The following is a 13,520-nucleotide window of genomic DNA, read 5'->3' on the forward strand; positions in this document are numbered from 1 at the left end:
ATGTCGAGCGAACAAACCCTCGAATGGACCGAGGAGGAGACCCTCCAGTACTGGTGGTCCATGCGCCGAGCGATGGAATCAGCCGGTGACCGCTCCAGCGCGATCTATTTCCGCTCGGTGGCCATCACCGAAGGGGAACCGGACCCACTCGCAATCGAGATCAACAACACAACCCGTTGACAGCCGCTCAAGACCAGGGCCATAACCGCTGAGGAGACGGGCGAGTGCATTCCCCCGTTGTCCGATCCGGGGGGCCTATTCCGCCCCCCAACCAACACTCCCCACCCGCCAAGCGATGCAGGAGCTGTTGGCTACGCGTCACACTGAAGCGAGCGTCCGCAGGGGAATGAAGCTCGATAAACAACAGCCTTGGGGAGTCTGGGCCTTTGTCATCGGCCTCAATCTCGTCGGATTCACGGGCTACTTCATCCTGCGGGCCATGGGGATCACCCTTTATTCGATCCACGCCCACTGACCTCAGCGCAGACAGCCCGGTGGATAACCCTGGGGCAGGGGCGCGCCCCAGTTGTTCTGCGGAAGCCCGCCGAAGGGAGACCTATAGGTCTGTTTGAGCATCTGAAACCCAATCGGGCTAGTCGAGGTCCCAGGGTCGAAGTCGACCACCCAGAAGTAGTCGTAGTTGCTGCCTTCCCATTTGGCAGGAACACCGGAGAGCTGCTGAAGATTGAGCAGTTGACGCAATGTCACCGCCACGCCATCGCTTTGGTTTTCCAGGCGCCTGCTAGCGATGTTGAGGTGCTCCCAGGTCATGACCAGGGTGCGGTCGTGCCAGGCCGGGTTGTTCAAGACATCAGCCGCCGCAAGTTTGGTCGCGGCATTCATCTCATCTTGCAGATCCACATCGCGGCCTTCTATCGGCACGACGGCATAAGCGGTGATCGGTAGCCCCCAACTCGCAGCAGAGGGAGCCGCCAATTCCAAGGTATGGAGGGTGATTGCCAAGAACGCCGCCGGTGGCTGACCAGCAAACACAGACGGATCGCTAGCCCCTCGGCCCAGGTAGGTGTCGCGAATCGCCAGGGAACGCTCTTGCCCGAGGCTGCATAGGGCGTAGTCGTTCGCCTTCTCCCCGTGGCGCAGCAGGATGATGCGCCGCGGAACAGCCTGGACAGGAGAAGCAAAAGCCAGCGCGAAGCTGCCCGCCAGCAGCCAACGACTGCAGCTTTTATTGAACGTCGTCACCCATGAGCCAGGCCGCTATCTCGTCTCTAGCCACGGGTCCTGTCACCTGCCGAAATACTGCTGACCGCACGGAAATAGAGACCCGTAGGACAACTCCTTCATGCCTTCCATCCATGGCAGAACCCAAGCGGATATGCCGCACCTCCCGCGGCTCCACGATTGATGCGGTCGGCAACGGTCGCTATCGCGTCTGCGATCGCAACCTGAAGTGTGCCGAAGTCGAAGGACTCTGGACGGCCTACGAAACGCTGAAAGATCAGGAGTGCCGCAACCCCGTCGCCTGGCACCACTAAGGCTCAACCCGCAACGCAGCAGCCCAAGCTGCGATGAGACAACGAAGCGGGGATCTAGAGGAAGACCTGACTGACGGTGCTCTCAAGAATGTGCCCGGAGGAAGCAATCATCTCGGCATTGCCTGCGATGAATTGCTCCATGACACCGCTTTGCGCCTGCATGACGGCGCAGACCTTCGTCGGGTCGTCCTTACTCAAGCCGCGAAACAAGCTCTTGATTCCAGCCGCCTCCTGCATCGCGGTGGAAGAGTCATAGGTCTCAACCCACTCCTCGAAGGACTTGCTGATCGAGAAGGTGAGAACGTGAGTTTCGAGCATGCTCAGGTGTGTTTCGTCGAGTCAATCACGGTTGTCAGGACTAGGGCGTGTTGAACACAACAGGACATCTCAAACCAATGGCCTAGCGGTGATGGGGCCTGAACCCGCCAACCGACGCCGCTTGAACCGCTCGTAATAGACAAACATCGCTAGCCAAACCCAACCCAAACAGCAGGTGGTCAGGCCCACCAGAGCGATCTTGAGCAGGCGCAAACACCAGTGACCAAGCCAAGCCAGCAGGGAGAGCCGAGGCAACTGACGCCGCTGGCGCGATCGCTTCGGCAAGCAACCCATCACTTTCGGGCGATTAGGCCTGCAGGGCAATGGGCATTAAGTCCGATTGTCTTCCCCTCGAATCCGACTGAAGCTAGGCCCATCGAGATCGGAGACGCCTCAAATGGTCGACACTCCACCCAACCAGACGTCAGGAGCGAGCTGACTGAAGGCGCCTGCTCCAACAGTCTTCTCAAACCGTGAGCGGGCCGTCAGATCAAACAAACGTGTGCGTTTGAGCTGTCGGCACTCCATCTGCACCGCCACAGGTGCCCCAAGGAGTCACAACTGCTCCACACCTGGACACCTGGCCCCAGGTGACCTCCCTCAGCAGCTCCGACCCACTCTTTCGTCATCCACGAAACGGGTCATTCCATGCATGAACGAGCGAACTAGGCCGTCTCTTCCATCTGGGAGGGGCGGCCTCCTCCTATGGGAGATCAGGTGATCCAGCGGTCCTGATCCATGATTCGTTTGATCAGCAACCCCAGGCGCTTGAACTCGGCAAAGTTCAGCTCCTTCACCGCCCGGTCCAGGCCGCTGTCGACCCACTCACCATCGCGCTGCTCATAGATGGTGAAGTCCTGGTCCAGCGACGCACGCTTAATGCAGTAGGTCACCCCGTCCTCGTGCAGGAAGGCTTCGGAGTGCAGCTGCAAACCCATGGATCCCGATCGCGCTGCGGAGAGGCTACGGGGGCTCCCTCAGGGCTCCGACTGACTAGCCTGATCGATCGCGAAGAGTCTCTGTTCGATCTGTCGAGCGATGCCTTGGTAGAGGCCAACCCGCTGCTTGGATCGGATCGCAATCTCGAGGTAGATCAACAGTCCAATGCTCAGCATCCAAGGCGATGCGCCTGGGCTGAAGCTGAACACCACCACAAGGACCGCAATGAAGCCCCGCAGAAAACGGCTGAAGGGATTGCGTTTCTGAGCCAAGAACCGGGCCGAGTCCTCTTGGGCCCGAAGGCGATCGGTGCCTTCCAGGGGGTCGCCATCGGTATCCAACCAATCAATCGGTAGACCACCGCGTCGCTGGTAGACGATGCGATAACTCAAGCCCTCAGGCGTTTCCTGAACACGGGTCCCCGAGTAAGGCGCCAACTGCAGATCTCGTTTGCGTCCCCAAGAGTTTGGCGCTCGATCCAATCGGCCCTTGCAATCGAGCCAGCGGCTGGGCCATGACTGCCTTGGAGACGGCTCGACGTCACGGACCGTCCTCATCAGGGGTGCGGTGCAACGCGCCCCACACCCTGGCTGGAGCCATGTCGGAAGAGGAGTTTCTCGAGGCGCTCTCCGGCGTTGACGCACAACTCAGCAGCCACAGCAGCTGGGAGCAGATCAAACGCGTGGCCTCAGACCACCCCTGGTCCCTGGGCGAGACGCCTCTCTCTCCCGGTCAGCAGTGTGTGCTGGCGTTCTGGCGCATTTTCTCGCGGGATGAGCAAGGTCAGTCCACCGCTCCGATGCCTGGACAAGGAACCAGCCAGGACATCCTGCAGAGCCTCAGTGATTTTCAGGAAGACTTTGAGAGCTCGGTCCTGATCAACACCGACCTCGACCTTGACTCCATCAGGGAGTTATTTCAGGCCCTGGCCCCGAACTAAGCCAAGGAACGCTGCGAAGGACGTGAGCTGAGCAGAGATTCAGCCAGCCAGATCTCCGTCGCAGTTTTCAGCACCAAGAGGGTGGCGACCAACGTCAACATTCGGAGCATGGTGACAACACCAACTGAGACGACTGTCACACCAACCCCAACCAACAACTGTTGCCGTCACTGCTGAGATCAGCAATCCCACATCTCTGGGCTCAGCCTTCCTGGAAGAAAGGATCCGGGAGCGATGGATCCAGGAGCTTGGCGACGCCGCCTTGTCCCACAACAGGCAGCCCCTCAGGGTTCAGCAAGCCCAACTGCACCAGCACCGTGGCCTGATCCCAGTAGATGTGCTCATAGCTCACCCGATCTCCCTCGATCCCAACAATCACCACAAAGGCCACTTCCACACGCCGCCCTGTGGGCTCGACCCCCGGCAGCATCCAATCCATGGGATGGGTATGGGTGAAGCGGATCACCAATTCATCCACCAGCCGCTCCGCCGAATGGGTGCGCGAAATGGGCGCAAAGGTCACATCGGGCGGGAAAAACTGACCGACCAGGCGATTGGCATAAAAACGGCGGACCCCTTGCGGCCCCGAACCACCCACCATCGTGGGGATGTTCACCAGATGGGGATTGGCGCTCATCGTCGCCAAGGTGCCATCCAGATCTCCCGCTAACTCGGCCTGCATGTGACGTTCAAAAATCGCGTCAATGGCCTGAGCCAAGCCATCTGCCGTCATCGGAAAGCCGCGAAGGCCTCCATTGTCAGCAGCGCATTCGGCACGAACAAGCCCTGCCCCTTGCAATGACACCAAGTCAGTAGTAGTACAGGCGTACCTGAGCAGAACGCATGGATGAGTGGGAGTTCATGAAAGCCAGGCTGCTGCGGGCCTCACGCTCAGGCCGCGTCTGCATCACCTGCCAGCACTTCACCTACGGGACCGACGCCCACTGCCGCACCCTGCTGGGCTGCAAGCTCCAGTCCAAGCAGCTCGGCCAAGGCGAACACCTCACGAAGAACTGCCGCCATTGGCTCACCCGGCGAGAGCTTCAGGTGGGCTGGTGCCCCGAGGCAGCCTGACCACAGCTCATAACAAGACAGGACGCCTCAGCCAAATACTGAGAAGCTGCGGACAGCTCGCGTACCAAAGCCCCTCAACCGTGCCCTGGGAACCAACCGAGGACTTCCTCAACAGCGGCTATCAAGACGTCATCGAGCTGGTCGAACGCTGGCGGCAGCAATACGGCGCCGACCATCACGCCTGCGGAATGATGCTGCGCACGATGGGACTTTCCTACCTCGAGCATTACGGAGAGGGCGGCGACCACAGCAGCACCCACCCCTTCCCCAATCACGCAGGCTCCAGACCACCAAAGCCCTGAGCAAAGCCCAAATCCGCGCAATTTGGAAGAAAAACGGAAGGAACGGGTATTAATCCCTACGCCGCAAGGGGCTGAACTCGATTAGTCCAGAAGGAAGAGGTGAGTGTCCAATCCTTGTCTCCTCCGGCTCCTGATGACCATGACCGAGAACATCCAGGAGCAGGTCAAACGCTCAGCCCATGAACGCTGGGTGAGCACCGGACTCGCTGGCCGCCTGGTGCGCCTCTGTCCCGCACTCTTCCCGGACCTGCAATCGGCTGGGCAGTGGGTGAGCGAGCAAACAGGCACGGCGATAGGAGGGATGGGCGGAACGCGGCTGATGCTGCTGCTGCGGGATCACGAACTCAGGCGCATGGTCGAGGAGCAGCACGCCTGCGCCCTGACCTGTGCCATCCAACCCACTCAGTCCTGAGCTCAGGAGCGGGATCTCGAGATCCAGATGCGCTCGAGAACCTGACGGAACTCCGCCTCGCTCAGGGGCTTGGCCAGGGCTCGCCGACGGGCGAGTGCCGTGAGCCACCAGACCTGCAGACCCAGAAACAGCAGGGCCAACACAGCGAGCTCAATCCATCCGCTCTGCAGTGCCGGCATGACGCCCCGAGTGCTTTGACCATCCAACCGCAGAGACTCGCCCTGGGCGTTCAAGCTTGCTAAGAGAAGAGCAGTACCTGCATGCGGCGATGGGCTACGTCATTGGCCTGTTGATGGTCTGCCTCCCCTGTGGCTTCATCTCGGCTTCGATCGCGCGCGCCAAGGCGCGTCGATGGGCCCGTTGGTTTTGGGCAGGCCTGCTCTTTGGCCCCCTGGGCCTGATCGGTGCAGCAGGGATGCCTGATCGCAAAAGCCAGGTCTGGCTGCGATTTTTAGCAGAAGCCCAGGGCTATCAACCCCGCCATCACAAGGACAGCGAAGTGCCTGAGTGAAGCGCTGTAGCTGACGACAGAGCGCAGCATGGCTACGACATGGAGATGTGGCTGATCGGCGCCTGTTTTGCCCTGTTTTGATCTCACGGTTCATTTCCCCGATGGGGATTCAGAACTCCACCTCATTGCCTTTAGCGAAGGTCATGCCTTCAACTTGGCCAGACGGCAATTCGGCAATCGTCCGCTGACGATTCGCAAACGTCCCATGCCGCCGCGGCCCTCCAGCACTGGCGACTGAATTTCGTCATGACTGAGCATTTGCACTCATGACGGGAGTCGATGCCAGGGCGTCATAACAGTGCAGGAGACGATCGCCCCGCGACCGCGCTCCAACTCGGGGGCCTCTCTTTGCTGATCCTGGCCCCCACCCCCCAGCCTTGCCATCGCCGGCATCCTGGGGAGAGCTGACGGCGGCAGCATGCGCTCTCCATTCCGCGAGCCCCCCGAGGCGAAGATCTGGCGGCTCAGTCGCACCTGGAGCCAACCCTGGCTGAAGAACTGGCGCGGGGACCTCACCGGCGGCATCACAACCGCCGTGGTGGCCCTGCCACTGGCCATGGCCTTTGGCCTGACCTCCGGAGCCGGAGCCATCGCCGGCCTCTGGGGCGCCATCGCTCTGGGCTTCATCGCCGCGCCCCTTGGGGGCACGCCCTCCCAGGTCTCCGGGCCCACCGGTCCGATGACCGTGATCATGGCGGCGGTGATCACGGCGCTGATCGGTCGCTATGGAGCAGAGGCGGGGCTGGCCGTGGCCTTCACCGTGGCCCTGTTGGCGGGCGCCCTGCAGGTGCTCTTCGGGGTCTTCCGCCTGGGGCAGTACATCGTTCAGATGCCCTACTCGGTGATCTCCGGCTTTATGTCGGGGATCGGCGTGATTGTCGTGGTGCTGCAGCTGCCGATCCTGCTGGGCCTCAGCCTCAAAGGCACCATCCCCCAGATCCTGGCGGCCTTACCCGCTCAGCTGCCGAATCTCAACGGCTTGGCCCTGCTGATCGGAGCCCTGACCTTTGCCCTGATCCGCTCCTACCCCCGGCGCTGGAACCGCTGGCTTCCCGCCCCGCTGGTGGCCTTGGTGCTGATCTCAGCGCTCAGCACCCTGTTGCCCGAGGACTCCATCCCCCGCTTGGGTGCCATCCCCCAAGGGCTTCCTACCCTGCGCTGGCCGCAGCTGCGCTTCGACGACCTCCGCCTGTTGGGCGGTTATGCCATCACCCTCGCCGTCCTGGGCTCGATCGACTCGCTGCTGACCTCCTTGGTGGCCGACAACATCACCCGCACCCAGCACCGCTCGGACCGTGAACTCATTGGCCAGGGGATCGGCAACATGGCTGCCGCCCTGGTCGGGGGTCTGCCTGGAGCGGGCGCCACGATGCGCACCGTCACCAACGTGCAAGCGGGCGGACGCACTCCCCTCTCAGGGATGGTGCACTCACTCGCCCTACTGATCGTCACCCTGGGGGCAGGCTCCTTCGCCTCTGAGATTCCCCTGGCCGTCCTCGGGGGGATCCTGCTGCATGTCGGCCTGGAGATCGTCGACTGGAGCTTCCTCAAGCGCGCCCCTCGCCTGTCCTGGAAAGCCACGGGCCTGATGTGGCTCGTTCTGTTACTCACGGTCTTTTGGGACCTGGTCACCGCCGTCGTCATTGGGGTCTCCCTCGCCAATGTGATCACCATCAAGGACCAGGCCGATGCCCTCCAAAAAGCCAGCCGGCGCATCACCGGCGGCGATGGAGACCCTGACGACCCGTCCCCCGTCAGGCTCAACGCCGAGGAGCAAGTCCTGCTGAGGGAGGCCGGGAGTGAGGTGGCGCTGTTAAGCCTTGCCGGACCACTGAGTTTTGGCGCGAGCCGCTATCTAACCCAACTCCTCCAGGAGAGCTCCGCCTACGCCACCTTGATCCTGGATCTAACAGCGGTTTCCCACCTGGGGGTCACGGCCTCCCTGGCCATTGATGCGGTCTGCCGCGACGCCACGCGCCAGGGACGACGGGTGATCATCGCCGTTCCCCAGGAGCGCTACCGAGAACGGCTCAGGCGGCTCGCCATCACCCGTTTCATCGGCGTCGAGCTCTGCCTCAACCGCCAGGAGGCCCTGCTCAACGCCCGCGCCCATCAGCTTGCAGCCGAATCGGGACAGGCTCCCTAGCTTGACTTCAGTGGACCTGGGCCCTTGACGCGCACCATCCTCAGCCTGAGCAGCGGCAGTCTGCTGCTTCTGACCCTCGCCGCCGCAAGCCCCAGCTGGGCCCAGAAGCGAATCCCCAAGGCCGCAGGTCAGGACCAGTGCCCGCTCGGGTATGTCAACGACCTGGGGAGCCATTGCGTCTCGCCCATCTACTACGAGGTCGCTCCCACCAACGGACAACCCTGCCGCTCCGGCTGGATGAACATCGGAGCGGGCTACTGCAAGAAGAAGACCCTCGGCATCTTCTAGAACCCGTGAATGTGCCTATGGACCAAGGCTCAGGCACGAAGCCATAACGGTTGTGGAAGCGGTCGAGTACCAACCCGCTATCCGAACGGGGGCCGCCCCCCTTGAGGCCCCCAACAACAACCCTCCAGCGCTCCCGCCGAACGCTGGGGGGTTTGTTGTTGAAGCGCGTGCCGGACACTGGTGCGCAGCGATGGCCGCCATCCATGCCCTACCGGATCAAGACCCACGACGCCTGGGGCAGCACCCCGGTTGGCGACTTCCCATCCCTCGATGCCGCCCGTCAGGCCTTTAGCAGCCTCTGCCAAGACCCCTGGTACCGGCAGGACGGAACCGTCAAAGGCCTTGAGCTCCTCGAGATCCAGGCCGATGGCCAAGGCCAACGCCTGGACTGGTTTGCCTTCGCCTAGGTGAATGCGCTCATGCCATTGCAGCCTTGAACTTTTAGCCCTGGAGAAGTTCACTCGCCCAGGCCGCAATGACCCGCTCCCCCGAGCAACAAGACCAGCTGCGCCAGGAGGTCCTTGAGACCGTCAAAGGTGTTCTGCCGCTGCTGATTGCCCTGAGCGCCGCCTGGATCGCGATCGATTTCGCCACCCATCTAGCCAGCTGAGGGGACAGCTAGTCCTCGACCTGGCGCCGCTGGTACTCCATGCAGCCCTTGTAATCACGGGCCTTGAGACAGCGTTCATGGGCTGGCGGCGGCGCCTCACCTGACTTGCCAAACAACTGTTCGGTGTCGTCCTCCGACAAGCCAAAAAAGGCAAACAGGACCGGGACCAGGATCAAGCCGCTGAGCATGCGCTGGGGGAAGAAGGCTTCACAACGCCAGTGACGCTGTTGGGATTCACCGTTCGGATCACCCCCGTGTCCACGCAGGCGATCTGAAAAAAGCTATTGCCATTGTCCCTGGCCCCGCCTTCGCGGTGAATCACCTGACCGACCCACCAGTCCTGCTCAGGGGGCTCCACCAGCACCACATCACCAAGACGCACCGAGAGAAAAGCGGGCATCAGCCACCCCAAGCGAACTAGTACAGGCGTTCTAGCCCGCTTGGGCTTTGGTGTCGACCTCGGCCAGGTTGTGGTCCACGCGGGCCAAGCGCTCCATCACCCGATGGAGGTCCAACTCGGAGAGCTCGCCGCTGGCGGTCCACTTCATGCAGGTGGACCCCAGACAATCACGGGCCGCTCCACCGTTCTTAAGGGCTGCCATCGCGACCTCCCGCTTCCTGATGGAATCACTCTCAGGGAGCATCCACCGGTCGGCCTACCCCCAGATGGGGGCAGTTCAGCGGACGTAGGTCTGGGCCAAGGCCGTGAGCAACTCAGCGATGAAAGCCTCCGGACAACCCAGCTCCTGCTGCAGCTCATCGCATTCATCGCGGAAGAACTCCAACGTGCGTGCGATCACGCCATCGCGCTGCTCAGGGGTGGGCGTCCAATCGGCCATGGTCGACGGTGGAGGGGAGGGGAATGATGATCGAAGCAGCCCTCCGAGTCCCCGTGAGTCAGCCGCCCAAGATGGCTCGCCGCAACATCCCCTGGGTGCTGTGGGAACTGCTGCTGCGGATGCGCCTGGACCTGCTGCTGATGCTGGTGCTCTGCGGGCTAGCCCTGGCCATCAAGGCCGATCCCCAGGTCCGGGACCTCTCGATCATTGATGGCTCGGGCCTCTCCATGCTGGGGATCGCGGTCTCGATCTTCGTGGGCTTTCGCAATACCCAGGCGATCAACCGTTGGTGGGAGGCCCGGGTGCTCTGGGGATCGATCACCAACGAAGCGCGGCAATGGCGCGACACCCTGCAGACCCTGATCGGCAGCCAGGAAGCCTTCCGCCAGCAACAGCAGCAACTGGTGGCGCTGCAGGTGCTGCAGTGCTGGGTGCTGAATTTTGAGCTGCGTGGGATCTGGCGCAGCGATGCCCGCACCCTGGTGGATGCCCTCAGCCGCAGCCTGGGACTCCCCGCGGACACCAGCCTGCAGCGCAGCCTGCAGCACAGGGCGCAGCTCATCGGATCGCTCTACAGCCAAGGCGCCATCAACGACTGGGGACGCGATGCCCTGCTGCGCTGCAGCACCGCCTTCATCAATTCCCTGGGCGGACTGCAGCGCATTCGGAACACTCCGCTACCGCCGACCTACGACGTCTTCATCCGCCTGATCTGCTGGCTCTATGGCTACGCCCTCTTCGCCAGCTTTGCCAGCCGCGACTCCGCCTGGACCGGCGCGGTGCTCTTTCTGGGCTTCATCACCGCTGAGCGAATCGGCGCCTACGTCGAGGGGCCCTTTGATCAAGACGGCAGCAGCTTTTGCGTGCCGATGGATGCGATCTGCAGCACCATCAGCGCCGACCTCCTGCCGACCTCTCCCTTGGGGCGGCTACCCATCAACCGGGACCCCAGCCGCTGGTCCTAGGGCAAACCTCAGCTTTTTTAAAGGTCCGCTGTAGCAATCAACACGCTGCCCTTCTGACGAGCAAGGCCACGATCAAGGAGCTGGCGGAGCGCCACGGCGCACGCGGAGGAAGACACCCTGCGCCGTCAGCACCCTCTTAGGTGGGAAGGGTGAAGCCCGACTGCATGTTCTTCACGTCGAGCATCACCCAGGTGAGCCAGACCAACAGGCCGATCACACCGGAGACAGCCGCGACCTTGCCGGAGAGGCGCAGGAGCCATTCCCAAAAACTGATCTCTTTCACCGGCTTCAGCGCAACTGCTGCATCCTGCCTGGTCAAAACGCCAGACGACGACGCCTCGCCCCGTCAGACCTGGCAGGCTGAGCAGGTTCGCAGGGCATCCCCATCAGCCTCCCGGCCTCCGACCTCGCGCACCTGGCTCGCTGCGCCTGGCTACGCCAGCAGTGCGCCAGCGATAGCGAACGGGCGAACCGCGAATTCGCGACCTTGCTGATGTGGCATCAGGCCGCCAGCCGCTCCGGCGCTAACGCGGGGGCTGGGCCGTTGTGGTCAGGACCGTCGTAGGGGAACCCTGCACTCCCGCATAGAAGACGACCAGCTCCACGGGGTCATCGCCCAGGGCCTGTCCGGTGTGGACGGTATTGACCACCTCCACCAAGGCCTCGCCCTCGCCAAAGGTCCGCCTGGAGCCATCCGCCAACTCCAGGGAGAGGGCGCCCTTGAGAATCACCGCGGCATTAATCACCGGATGCCAATGCAAGGGAAGACGAACCCCCGCAGGGATCGTGATCCGCAGGACCTTGACCTGGGGCTGACCGGATGGATAGGGCGGAAGGATCCGGCCATCCCACTCCTTGCTGGAGTTCGCGAGTTCCCTGACCTCGACACCGAGGCCAGCGGCTCCGTGGTCGTCATGGGCCCAGGCCTCTGGCACCACTACGCCGCAGAGACAAATGAGGGCCAGAGGCGTTAGCCATGAGCAGCGATTCACAGGCAAGCGTCCTAAAAGGGAGCGATGGAACACGTCCTATTGGCCTTCCTCGCCTTTGGTGCCGCGGTGCTCAGCCTGCTGGCGTGGATGGTGGCCGCCTTCACCAGCGATCGGGTGCGCTAGCTCCATCAACTCCGCGTCGATGGCCACCAGGGGGCCCGTTGGATTGAAGCGCCGCGCCAGGGCAATGGCCTGCTCACGGTTCTCCGCCTGCACTGAGCGCGCACCCGGAGTGGAGGAACTGCAACTCCAGACCTGGTAGCGCCGAAGCATGGCAAGTGGGAGGTGGACCCTCGTCCTAGCCAGAGCGACGGCTCGCAACACACACCTGCGCAAAAGCTAAACAGAACCCTGCGTCTCGATCCGCTGATCCAGCCGCGTCGCTAGGGAAGGAGACCAGGCCCTGCCGTTGTGCTGCTGCTCACCGATCCGCTGGAACTGATCTGGGGCATCGCCGGACTGCTCAAGGCCTCGCTTCTGGATGAGCCCAGCTCAACGCTTCGGAACGACCGTCATGCCGACGGGAGCCAAGGCGATCAGCGCCAACTTGATGTGCTGCAGGCCAAAGGGAATTCCCACAACCGTGAGGAAGCAGGCCAGGGCTGAGGCCAGGTGACCGATCGCCAGCCACCAACCGGCCACGAGAAACCAAATCACGTTCCCCAGGGTCCCCAGGGGACCCGTACCCCAATCGCGGCGGCCCGTGAGGGTCTTGCGCGAAATGGCCTCCTGACCGAAAGGCCAAAAGGAGAAGTTGCCGATCACGAAGCAGGAGCGAGCCCAGGGCAGGCCCACCACGCTGATGGCACAGAGCAGGCCTGCAAACCACCAGCCCAGGCCCATGACCAGTCCGCCAAGGACAAACCAGAGCAGGTTGAACAGGAAACGGAACAAGGAAGCCGCGGGTCGCGTTAACGGGACTGTCGAGCCGGCGCGGAGGACTTGCCAAAGCACGTTACAGAGAGTTACATTTGCTTTACGTTTCGCAACACCACCATGGAAGCCGATTACGGGATGGCCATCACAGCGATGGTTGTCGTGGGTGCGCTCCTGACCGCAGGGGTGGTGTATGTGCTCTCTCGCCCCAGCGACCTGGGCCCCACCCGCAAATAAACGATGGCCCTGACCGCAGTTCTTCTCTTCGCCGGCTGGATCGCCGCATCCCTACTCAAATCCGAACCCCAACAGTCATGAACAACAACCAAGTCACAGACCAGTGGTGCCAGAACCGCGCTGAAGAGCTGATTCATGCGCAGCAGCTCAAGCAGGTCGAGCGCTTCAACGGTCGGATGGCGATGCTCGGCATCGTGATCGGGATCATCACCGAGGGCCTCACCGGCCAGGGCATCGCCCACCAGATCGGCCTGGGTCCCCTGATTGACGGCTACGCCGCCTGCCACACCCAGTACCTTCCCTTCTGTTTCTGATCCGGCCCAGGTGCTCGCGATGAACAAACAGGAGTTCCGCTACGAACCGGTCGAGTCCTTCGGCAAGAGCATGACCTCCCAGAGACCCTGGGACGTCTCCGCTCTGAAGGCCGTCGAGCAACTCAACGGCCGGGTCGCCATGGTCGGCTTTGCCGCGGCCCTGGTTGGCGAATGGCTCACGGGCTTTGGGCCAGCCGGCCAGGTCTTGGCGCTGGTGCGCTGGTATCTGAGCTGAGGCGCTGACGACAAGGGCATCGCGTT

Annotated in this window: 30 protein-coding genes; 15 read left to right on the plus strand and 15 right to left on the minus strand. The window is 62.4% G+C overall.

Features of this window, described 5'->3' with window-relative positions:
* Both ACXIQ9_RS02735 and ACXIQ9_RS02740 read left to right on the plus strand, forming a co-directional pair.
* The gene (locus ACXIQ9_RS02735; RefSeq protein WP_459015478.1) at positions 1-180 is read left to right on the plus strand and encodes a hypothetical protein; all 180 of its coding nucleotides are present in this window, start codon (positions 1-3) and stop codon (positions 178-180) included.
* Positions 181-346: 166 nt separating this feature from the next.
* Positions 347-475 carry a hypothetical protein gene (locus ACXIQ9_RS02740; RefSeq protein ID WP_010316132.1) on the plus strand — a complete coding sequence of 43 codons (129 nt, stop codon included), beginning with the start codon at positions 347-349 and terminating at the stop codon, positions 473-475.
* Positions 476-477: 2 nt separating this feature from the next.
* Here ACXIQ9_RS02740 and ACXIQ9_RS02745 read toward each other — a convergent pair whose 3' ends face one another.
* Positions 478-1,203, minus strand: a complete 726-nt coding sequence (locus tag ACXIQ9_RS02745) for a hypothetical protein (RefSeq protein WP_459015481.1) — start codon at positions 1,201-1,203, stop codon at positions 478-480.
* 113 nt (positions 1,204-1,316) lie between these two features.
* Between ACXIQ9_RS02745 and ACXIQ9_RS02750 the strand changes: the two genes are divergently transcribed.
* Positions 1,317-1,496 carry a hypothetical protein gene (locus ACXIQ9_RS02750; RefSeq protein WP_459015483.1) on the plus strand — a complete coding sequence of 60 codons (180 nt, stop codon included), beginning with the start codon at positions 1,317-1,319 and terminating at the stop codon, positions 1,494-1,496.
* A 54-nt stretch (positions 1,497-1,550) separates the two neighbouring features.
* Here ACXIQ9_RS02750 and ACXIQ9_RS02755 read toward each other — a convergent pair whose 3' ends face one another.
* The 4 genes from ACXIQ9_RS02755 to ACXIQ9_RS02770 form a co-directional block, all read right to left on the minus strand.
* A complete protein-coding gene (locus ACXIQ9_RS02755; RefSeq protein WP_459015485.1) occupies positions 1,551-1,814 on the minus strand; it encodes a DUF3764 family protein in 264 nt (87 codons plus the stop codon).
* Between the two features lie 69 nt (positions 1,815-1,883).
* Positions 1,884-2,099 (minus strand): hypothetical protein, encoded by a 216-nt coding sequence (locus ACXIQ9_RS02760; protein ID WP_459015487.1) that lies wholly within the window; start codon positions 2,097-2,099, stop codon positions 1,884-1,886.
* Positions 2,100-2,527: 428 nt separating this feature from the next.
* Positions 2,528-2,752 (minus strand): hypothetical protein, encoded by a 225-nt coding sequence (locus ACXIQ9_RS02765; RefSeq protein ID WP_459015489.1) that lies wholly within the window; start codon positions 2,750-2,752, stop codon positions 2,528-2,530.
* Positions 2,753-2,791: 39 nt separating this feature from the next.
* Positions 2,792-3,190 carry an NRDE family protein gene (locus ACXIQ9_RS02770; protein WP_247477641.1) on the minus strand — a complete coding sequence of 133 codons (399 nt, stop codon included), beginning with the start codon at positions 3,188-3,190 and terminating at the stop codon, positions 2,792-2,794.
* A gap of 161 nt (positions 3,191-3,351) precedes the next feature.
* On the opposite strand from ACXIQ9_RS02770, the gene ACXIQ9_RS02775 reads away from it, so the two are divergent.
* Entirely contained in the window at positions 3,352-3,693 is a 342-nt protein-coding gene (locus ACXIQ9_RS02775) for a hypothetical protein (protein ID WP_296416501.1), read from the plus strand.
* Between the two features lie 202 nt (positions 3,694-3,895).
* Here the strand turns inward: ACXIQ9_RS02775 and ACXIQ9_RS02780 are convergent, their stop codons facing one another.
* The gene (locus ACXIQ9_RS02780; RefSeq protein ID WP_424163192.1) at positions 3,896-4,426 is read right to left on the minus strand and encodes an ester cyclase; all 531 of its coding nucleotides are present in this window, start codon (positions 4,424-4,426) and stop codon (positions 3,896-3,898) included.
* A 110-nt stretch (positions 4,427-4,536) separates the two neighbouring features.
* Between ACXIQ9_RS02780 and ACXIQ9_RS02785 the strand changes: the two genes are divergently transcribed.
* From ACXIQ9_RS02785 to ACXIQ9_RS02795, 3 genes are all read left to right on the plus strand, one after another.
* Complete coding sequence (locus tag ACXIQ9_RS02785; RefSeq protein ID WP_459015492.1) at positions 4,537-4,767, plus strand: galactose oxidase; 231 nt, start codon at positions 4,537-4,539, stop codon at positions 4,765-4,767.
* A gap of 80 nt (positions 4,768-4,847) precedes the next feature.
* The gene (locus tag ACXIQ9_RS02790; protein ID WP_247477635.1) at positions 4,848-5,069 is read left to right on the plus strand and encodes a hypothetical protein; all 222 of its coding nucleotides are present in this window, start codon (positions 4,848-4,850) and stop codon (positions 5,067-5,069) included.
* 139 nt (positions 5,070-5,208) lie between these two features.
* Positions 5,209-5,481: a hypothetical protein gene (locus tag ACXIQ9_RS02795; protein ID WP_010316110.1), complete on the plus strand. Its 273-nt coding sequence runs from the start codon at positions 5,209-5,211 to the stop codon at positions 5,479-5,481.
* Between the two features lie 2 nt (positions 5,482-5,483).
* Here ACXIQ9_RS02795 and ACXIQ9_RS02800 read toward each other — a convergent pair whose 3' ends face one another.
* Positions 5,484-5,660, minus strand: coding sequence for a hypothetical protein (locus tag ACXIQ9_RS02800; protein WP_296419264.1), 177 nt, complete (start codon positions 5,658-5,660; stop codon positions 5,484-5,486).
* Positions 5,661-5,716: 56 nt separating this feature from the next.
* Between ACXIQ9_RS02800 and ACXIQ9_RS02805 the strand changes: the two genes are divergently transcribed.
* The 5 genes from ACXIQ9_RS02805 (at position 5,717) to ACXIQ9_RS02825 (ending at position 9,036) form a co-directional block, all read left to right on the plus strand.
* Complete coding sequence (locus ACXIQ9_RS02805; protein WP_424163185.1) at positions 5,717-5,992, plus strand: hypothetical protein; 276 nt, start codon at positions 5,717-5,719, stop codon at positions 5,990-5,992.
* A gap of 418 nt (positions 5,993-6,410) precedes the next feature.
* A complete protein-coding gene (locus ACXIQ9_RS02810; protein WP_459015495.1) occupies positions 6,411-8,138 on the plus strand; it encodes a SulP family inorganic anion transporter in 1,728 nt (575 codons plus the stop codon).
* Positions 8,139-8,183: 45 nt separating this feature from the next.
* A complete protein-coding gene (locus tag ACXIQ9_RS02815) occupies positions 8,184-8,426 on the plus strand; it encodes a hypothetical protein (RefSeq protein ID WP_424163207.1) in 243 nt (80 codons plus the stop codon).
* A gap of 203 nt (positions 8,427-8,629) precedes the next feature.
* Positions 8,630-8,833, plus strand: coding sequence for a hypothetical protein (locus ACXIQ9_RS02820; protein ID WP_424163181.1), 204 nt, complete (start codon positions 8,630-8,632; stop codon positions 8,831-8,833).
* Between the two features lie 68 nt (positions 8,834-8,901).
* Complete coding sequence (locus ACXIQ9_RS02825; protein WP_010316098.1) at positions 8,902-9,036, plus strand: hypothetical protein; 135 nt, start codon at positions 8,902-8,904, stop codon at positions 9,034-9,036.
* 8 nt (positions 9,037-9,044) lie between these two features.
* On the opposite strand, the gene ACXIQ9_RS02830 is transcribed toward ACXIQ9_RS02825, so the two are convergent.
* From ACXIQ9_RS02830 to ACXIQ9_RS02845, 4 genes are all read right to left on the minus strand, one after another.
* Complete coding sequence (locus ACXIQ9_RS02830) at positions 9,045-9,224, minus strand: hypothetical protein (RefSeq protein ID WP_296416514.1); 180 nt, start codon at positions 9,222-9,224, stop codon at positions 9,045-9,047.
* Positions 9,209-9,436, minus strand: coding sequence for a DUF3104 domain-containing protein (locus tag ACXIQ9_RS02835; RefSeq protein ID WP_043705725.1), 228 nt, complete (start codon positions 9,434-9,436; stop codon positions 9,209-9,211). Before ACXIQ9_RS02835 ends, ACXIQ9_RS02830 begins: the two co-directional genes overlap by 16 nt.
* A 31-nt stretch (positions 9,437-9,467) precedes the next feature.
* A complete protein-coding gene (locus tag ACXIQ9_RS02840; protein WP_424163180.1) occupies positions 9,468-9,638 on the minus strand; it encodes a hypothetical protein in 171 nt (56 codons plus the stop codon).
* A 75-nt stretch (positions 9,639-9,713) separates the two neighbouring features.
* On the minus strand, positions 9,714-9,875 hold the full coding sequence (locus tag ACXIQ9_RS02845; protein WP_010316090.1) for a hypothetical protein: 162 nt from the start codon (positions 9,873-9,875) through the stop codon (positions 9,714-9,716).
* 53 nt (positions 9,876-9,928) lie between these two features.
* Between ACXIQ9_RS02845 and ACXIQ9_RS02850 the strand changes: the two genes are divergently transcribed.
* Positions 9,929-10,840 (plus strand): bestrophin family protein, encoded by a 912-nt coding sequence (locus ACXIQ9_RS02850; protein ID WP_459015499.1) that lies wholly within the window; start codon positions 9,929-9,931, stop codon positions 10,838-10,840.
* 136 nt (positions 10,841-10,976) lie between these two features.
* Here ACXIQ9_RS02850 and ACXIQ9_RS02855 read toward each other — a convergent pair whose 3' ends face one another.
* From ACXIQ9_RS02855 to ACXIQ9_RS02870, 4 genes are all read right to left on the minus strand, one after another.
* A complete protein-coding gene (locus ACXIQ9_RS02855) occupies positions 10,977-11,123 on the minus strand; it encodes a hypothetical protein (RefSeq protein ID WP_198001916.1) in 147 nt (48 codons plus the stop codon).
* A 241-nt stretch (positions 11,124-11,364) separates the two neighbouring features.
* Positions 11,365-11,775, minus strand: a complete 411-nt coding sequence (locus ACXIQ9_RS02860; protein ID WP_459015502.1) for a cupin domain-containing protein — start codon at positions 11,773-11,775, stop codon at positions 11,365-11,367.
* 93 nt (positions 11,776-11,868) lie between these two features.
* Entirely contained in the window at positions 11,869-12,105 is a 237-nt protein-coding gene (locus ACXIQ9_RS02865) for a hypothetical protein (RefSeq protein WP_459015504.1), read from the minus strand.
* Between the two features lie 219 nt (positions 12,106-12,324).
* Positions 12,325-12,726: a YccF domain-containing protein gene (locus ACXIQ9_RS02870; protein ID WP_459015506.1), complete on the minus strand. Its 402-nt coding sequence runs from the start codon at positions 12,724-12,726 to the stop codon at positions 12,325-12,327.
* A gap of 296 nt (positions 12,727-13,022) precedes the next feature.
* Here ACXIQ9_RS02870 and ACXIQ9_RS02875 point away from each other — a divergent pair, with 296 nt between their 5' ends.
* Complete coding sequence (locus ACXIQ9_RS02875) at positions 13,023-13,259, plus strand: chlorophyll a/b-binding protein (RefSeq protein WP_010316075.1); 237 nt, start codon at positions 13,023-13,025, stop codon at positions 13,257-13,259.
* A 19-nt stretch (positions 13,260-13,278) separates the two neighbouring features.
* Positions 13,279-13,494, plus strand: coding sequence for a chlorophyll a/b-binding protein (locus ACXIQ9_RS02880; RefSeq protein ID WP_010316074.1), 216 nt, complete (start codon positions 13,279-13,281; stop codon positions 13,492-13,494).
* Positions 13,495-13,520 lie beyond the last annotated feature (26 nt).

The organism is Synechococcus sp. LTW-G, from assembly GCF_054459035.1.

Coding starts and splice junctions, on each gene's coding strand:
- ACXIQ9_RS02800 (WP_296419264.1), bottom strand. CDS start 5,660: ATGCCGGCACTGCAGAGCGGATGGATTGAGCTCGCTGTGTTGGCCCTG.
- ACXIQ9_RS02880 (WP_010316074.1), top strand. CDS start 13,279: ATGAACAAACAGGAGTTCCGCTACGAACCGGTCGAGTCCTTCGGCAAG.
- ACXIQ9_RS02785 (WP_459015492.1), top strand. CDS start 4,537: ATGGATGAGTGGGAGTTCATGAAAGCCAGGCTGCTGCGGGCCTCACGC.
- ACXIQ9_RS02840 (WP_424163180.1), bottom strand. CDS start 9,638: ATGGCAGCCCTTAAGAACGGTGGAGCGGCCCGTGATTGTCTGGGGTCC.
- ACXIQ9_RS02765 (WP_459015489.1), bottom strand. CDS start 2,752: ATGGGTTTGCAGCTGCACTCCGAAGCCTTCCTGCACGAGGACGGGGTG.
- ACXIQ9_RS02755 (WP_459015485.1), bottom strand. CDS start 1,814: ATGCTCGAAACTCACGTTCTCACCTTCTCGATCAGCAAGTCCTTCGAG.
- ACXIQ9_RS02820 (WP_424163181.1), top strand. CDS start 8,630: ATGCCCTACCGGATCAAGACCCACGACGCCTGGGGCAGCACCCCGGTT.
- ACXIQ9_RS02845 (WP_010316090.1), bottom strand. CDS start 9,875: ATGGCCGATTGGACGCCCACCCCTGAGCAGCGCGATGGCGTGATCGCA.
- ACXIQ9_RS02865 (WP_459015504.1), bottom strand. CDS start 12,105: ATGCTTCGGCGCTACCAGGTCTGGAGTTGCAGTTCCTCCACTCCGGGT.
- ACXIQ9_RS02830 (WP_296416514.1), bottom strand. CDS start 9,224: ATGCTCAGCGGCTTGATCCTGGTCCCGGTCCTGTTTGCCTTTTTTGGC.
- ACXIQ9_RS02735 (WP_459015478.1), top strand. CDS start 1: ATGTCGAGCGAACAAACCCTCGAATGGACCGAGGAGGAGACCCTCCAG.
- ACXIQ9_RS02825 (WP_010316098.1), top strand. CDS start 8,902: ATGACCCGCTCCCCCGAGCAACAAGACCAGCTGCGCCAGGAGGTCCTT.
- ACXIQ9_RS02835 (WP_043705725.1), bottom strand. CDS start 9,436: ATGCCCGCTTTTCTCTCGGTGCGTCTTGGTGATGTGGTGCTGGTGGAG.
- ACXIQ9_RS02780 (WP_424163192.1), bottom strand. CDS start 4,426: ATGACGGCAGATGGCTTGGCTCAGGCCATTGACGCGATTTTTGAACGT.
- ACXIQ9_RS02875 (WP_010316075.1), top strand. CDS start 13,023: ATGAACAACAACCAAGTCACAGACCAGTGGTGCCAGAACCGCGCTGAA.
- ACXIQ9_RS02775 (WP_296416501.1), top strand. CDS start 3,352: ATGTCGGAAGAGGAGTTTCTCGAGGCGCTCTCCGGCGTTGACGCACAA.
- ACXIQ9_RS02795 (WP_010316110.1), top strand. CDS start 5,209: ATGACCGAGAACATCCAGGAGCAGGTCAAACGCTCAGCCCATGAACGC.
- ACXIQ9_RS02810 (WP_459015495.1), top strand. CDS start 6,411: ATGCGCTCTCCATTCCGCGAGCCCCCCGAGGCGAAGATCTGGCGGCTC.
- ACXIQ9_RS02740 (WP_010316132.1), top strand. CDS start 347: ATGAAGCTCGATAAACAACAGCCTTGGGGAGTCTGGGCCTTTGTCATC.
- ACXIQ9_RS02750 (WP_459015483.1), top strand. CDS start 1,317: ATGGCAGAACCCAAGCGGATATGCCGCACCTCCCGCGGCTCCACGATT.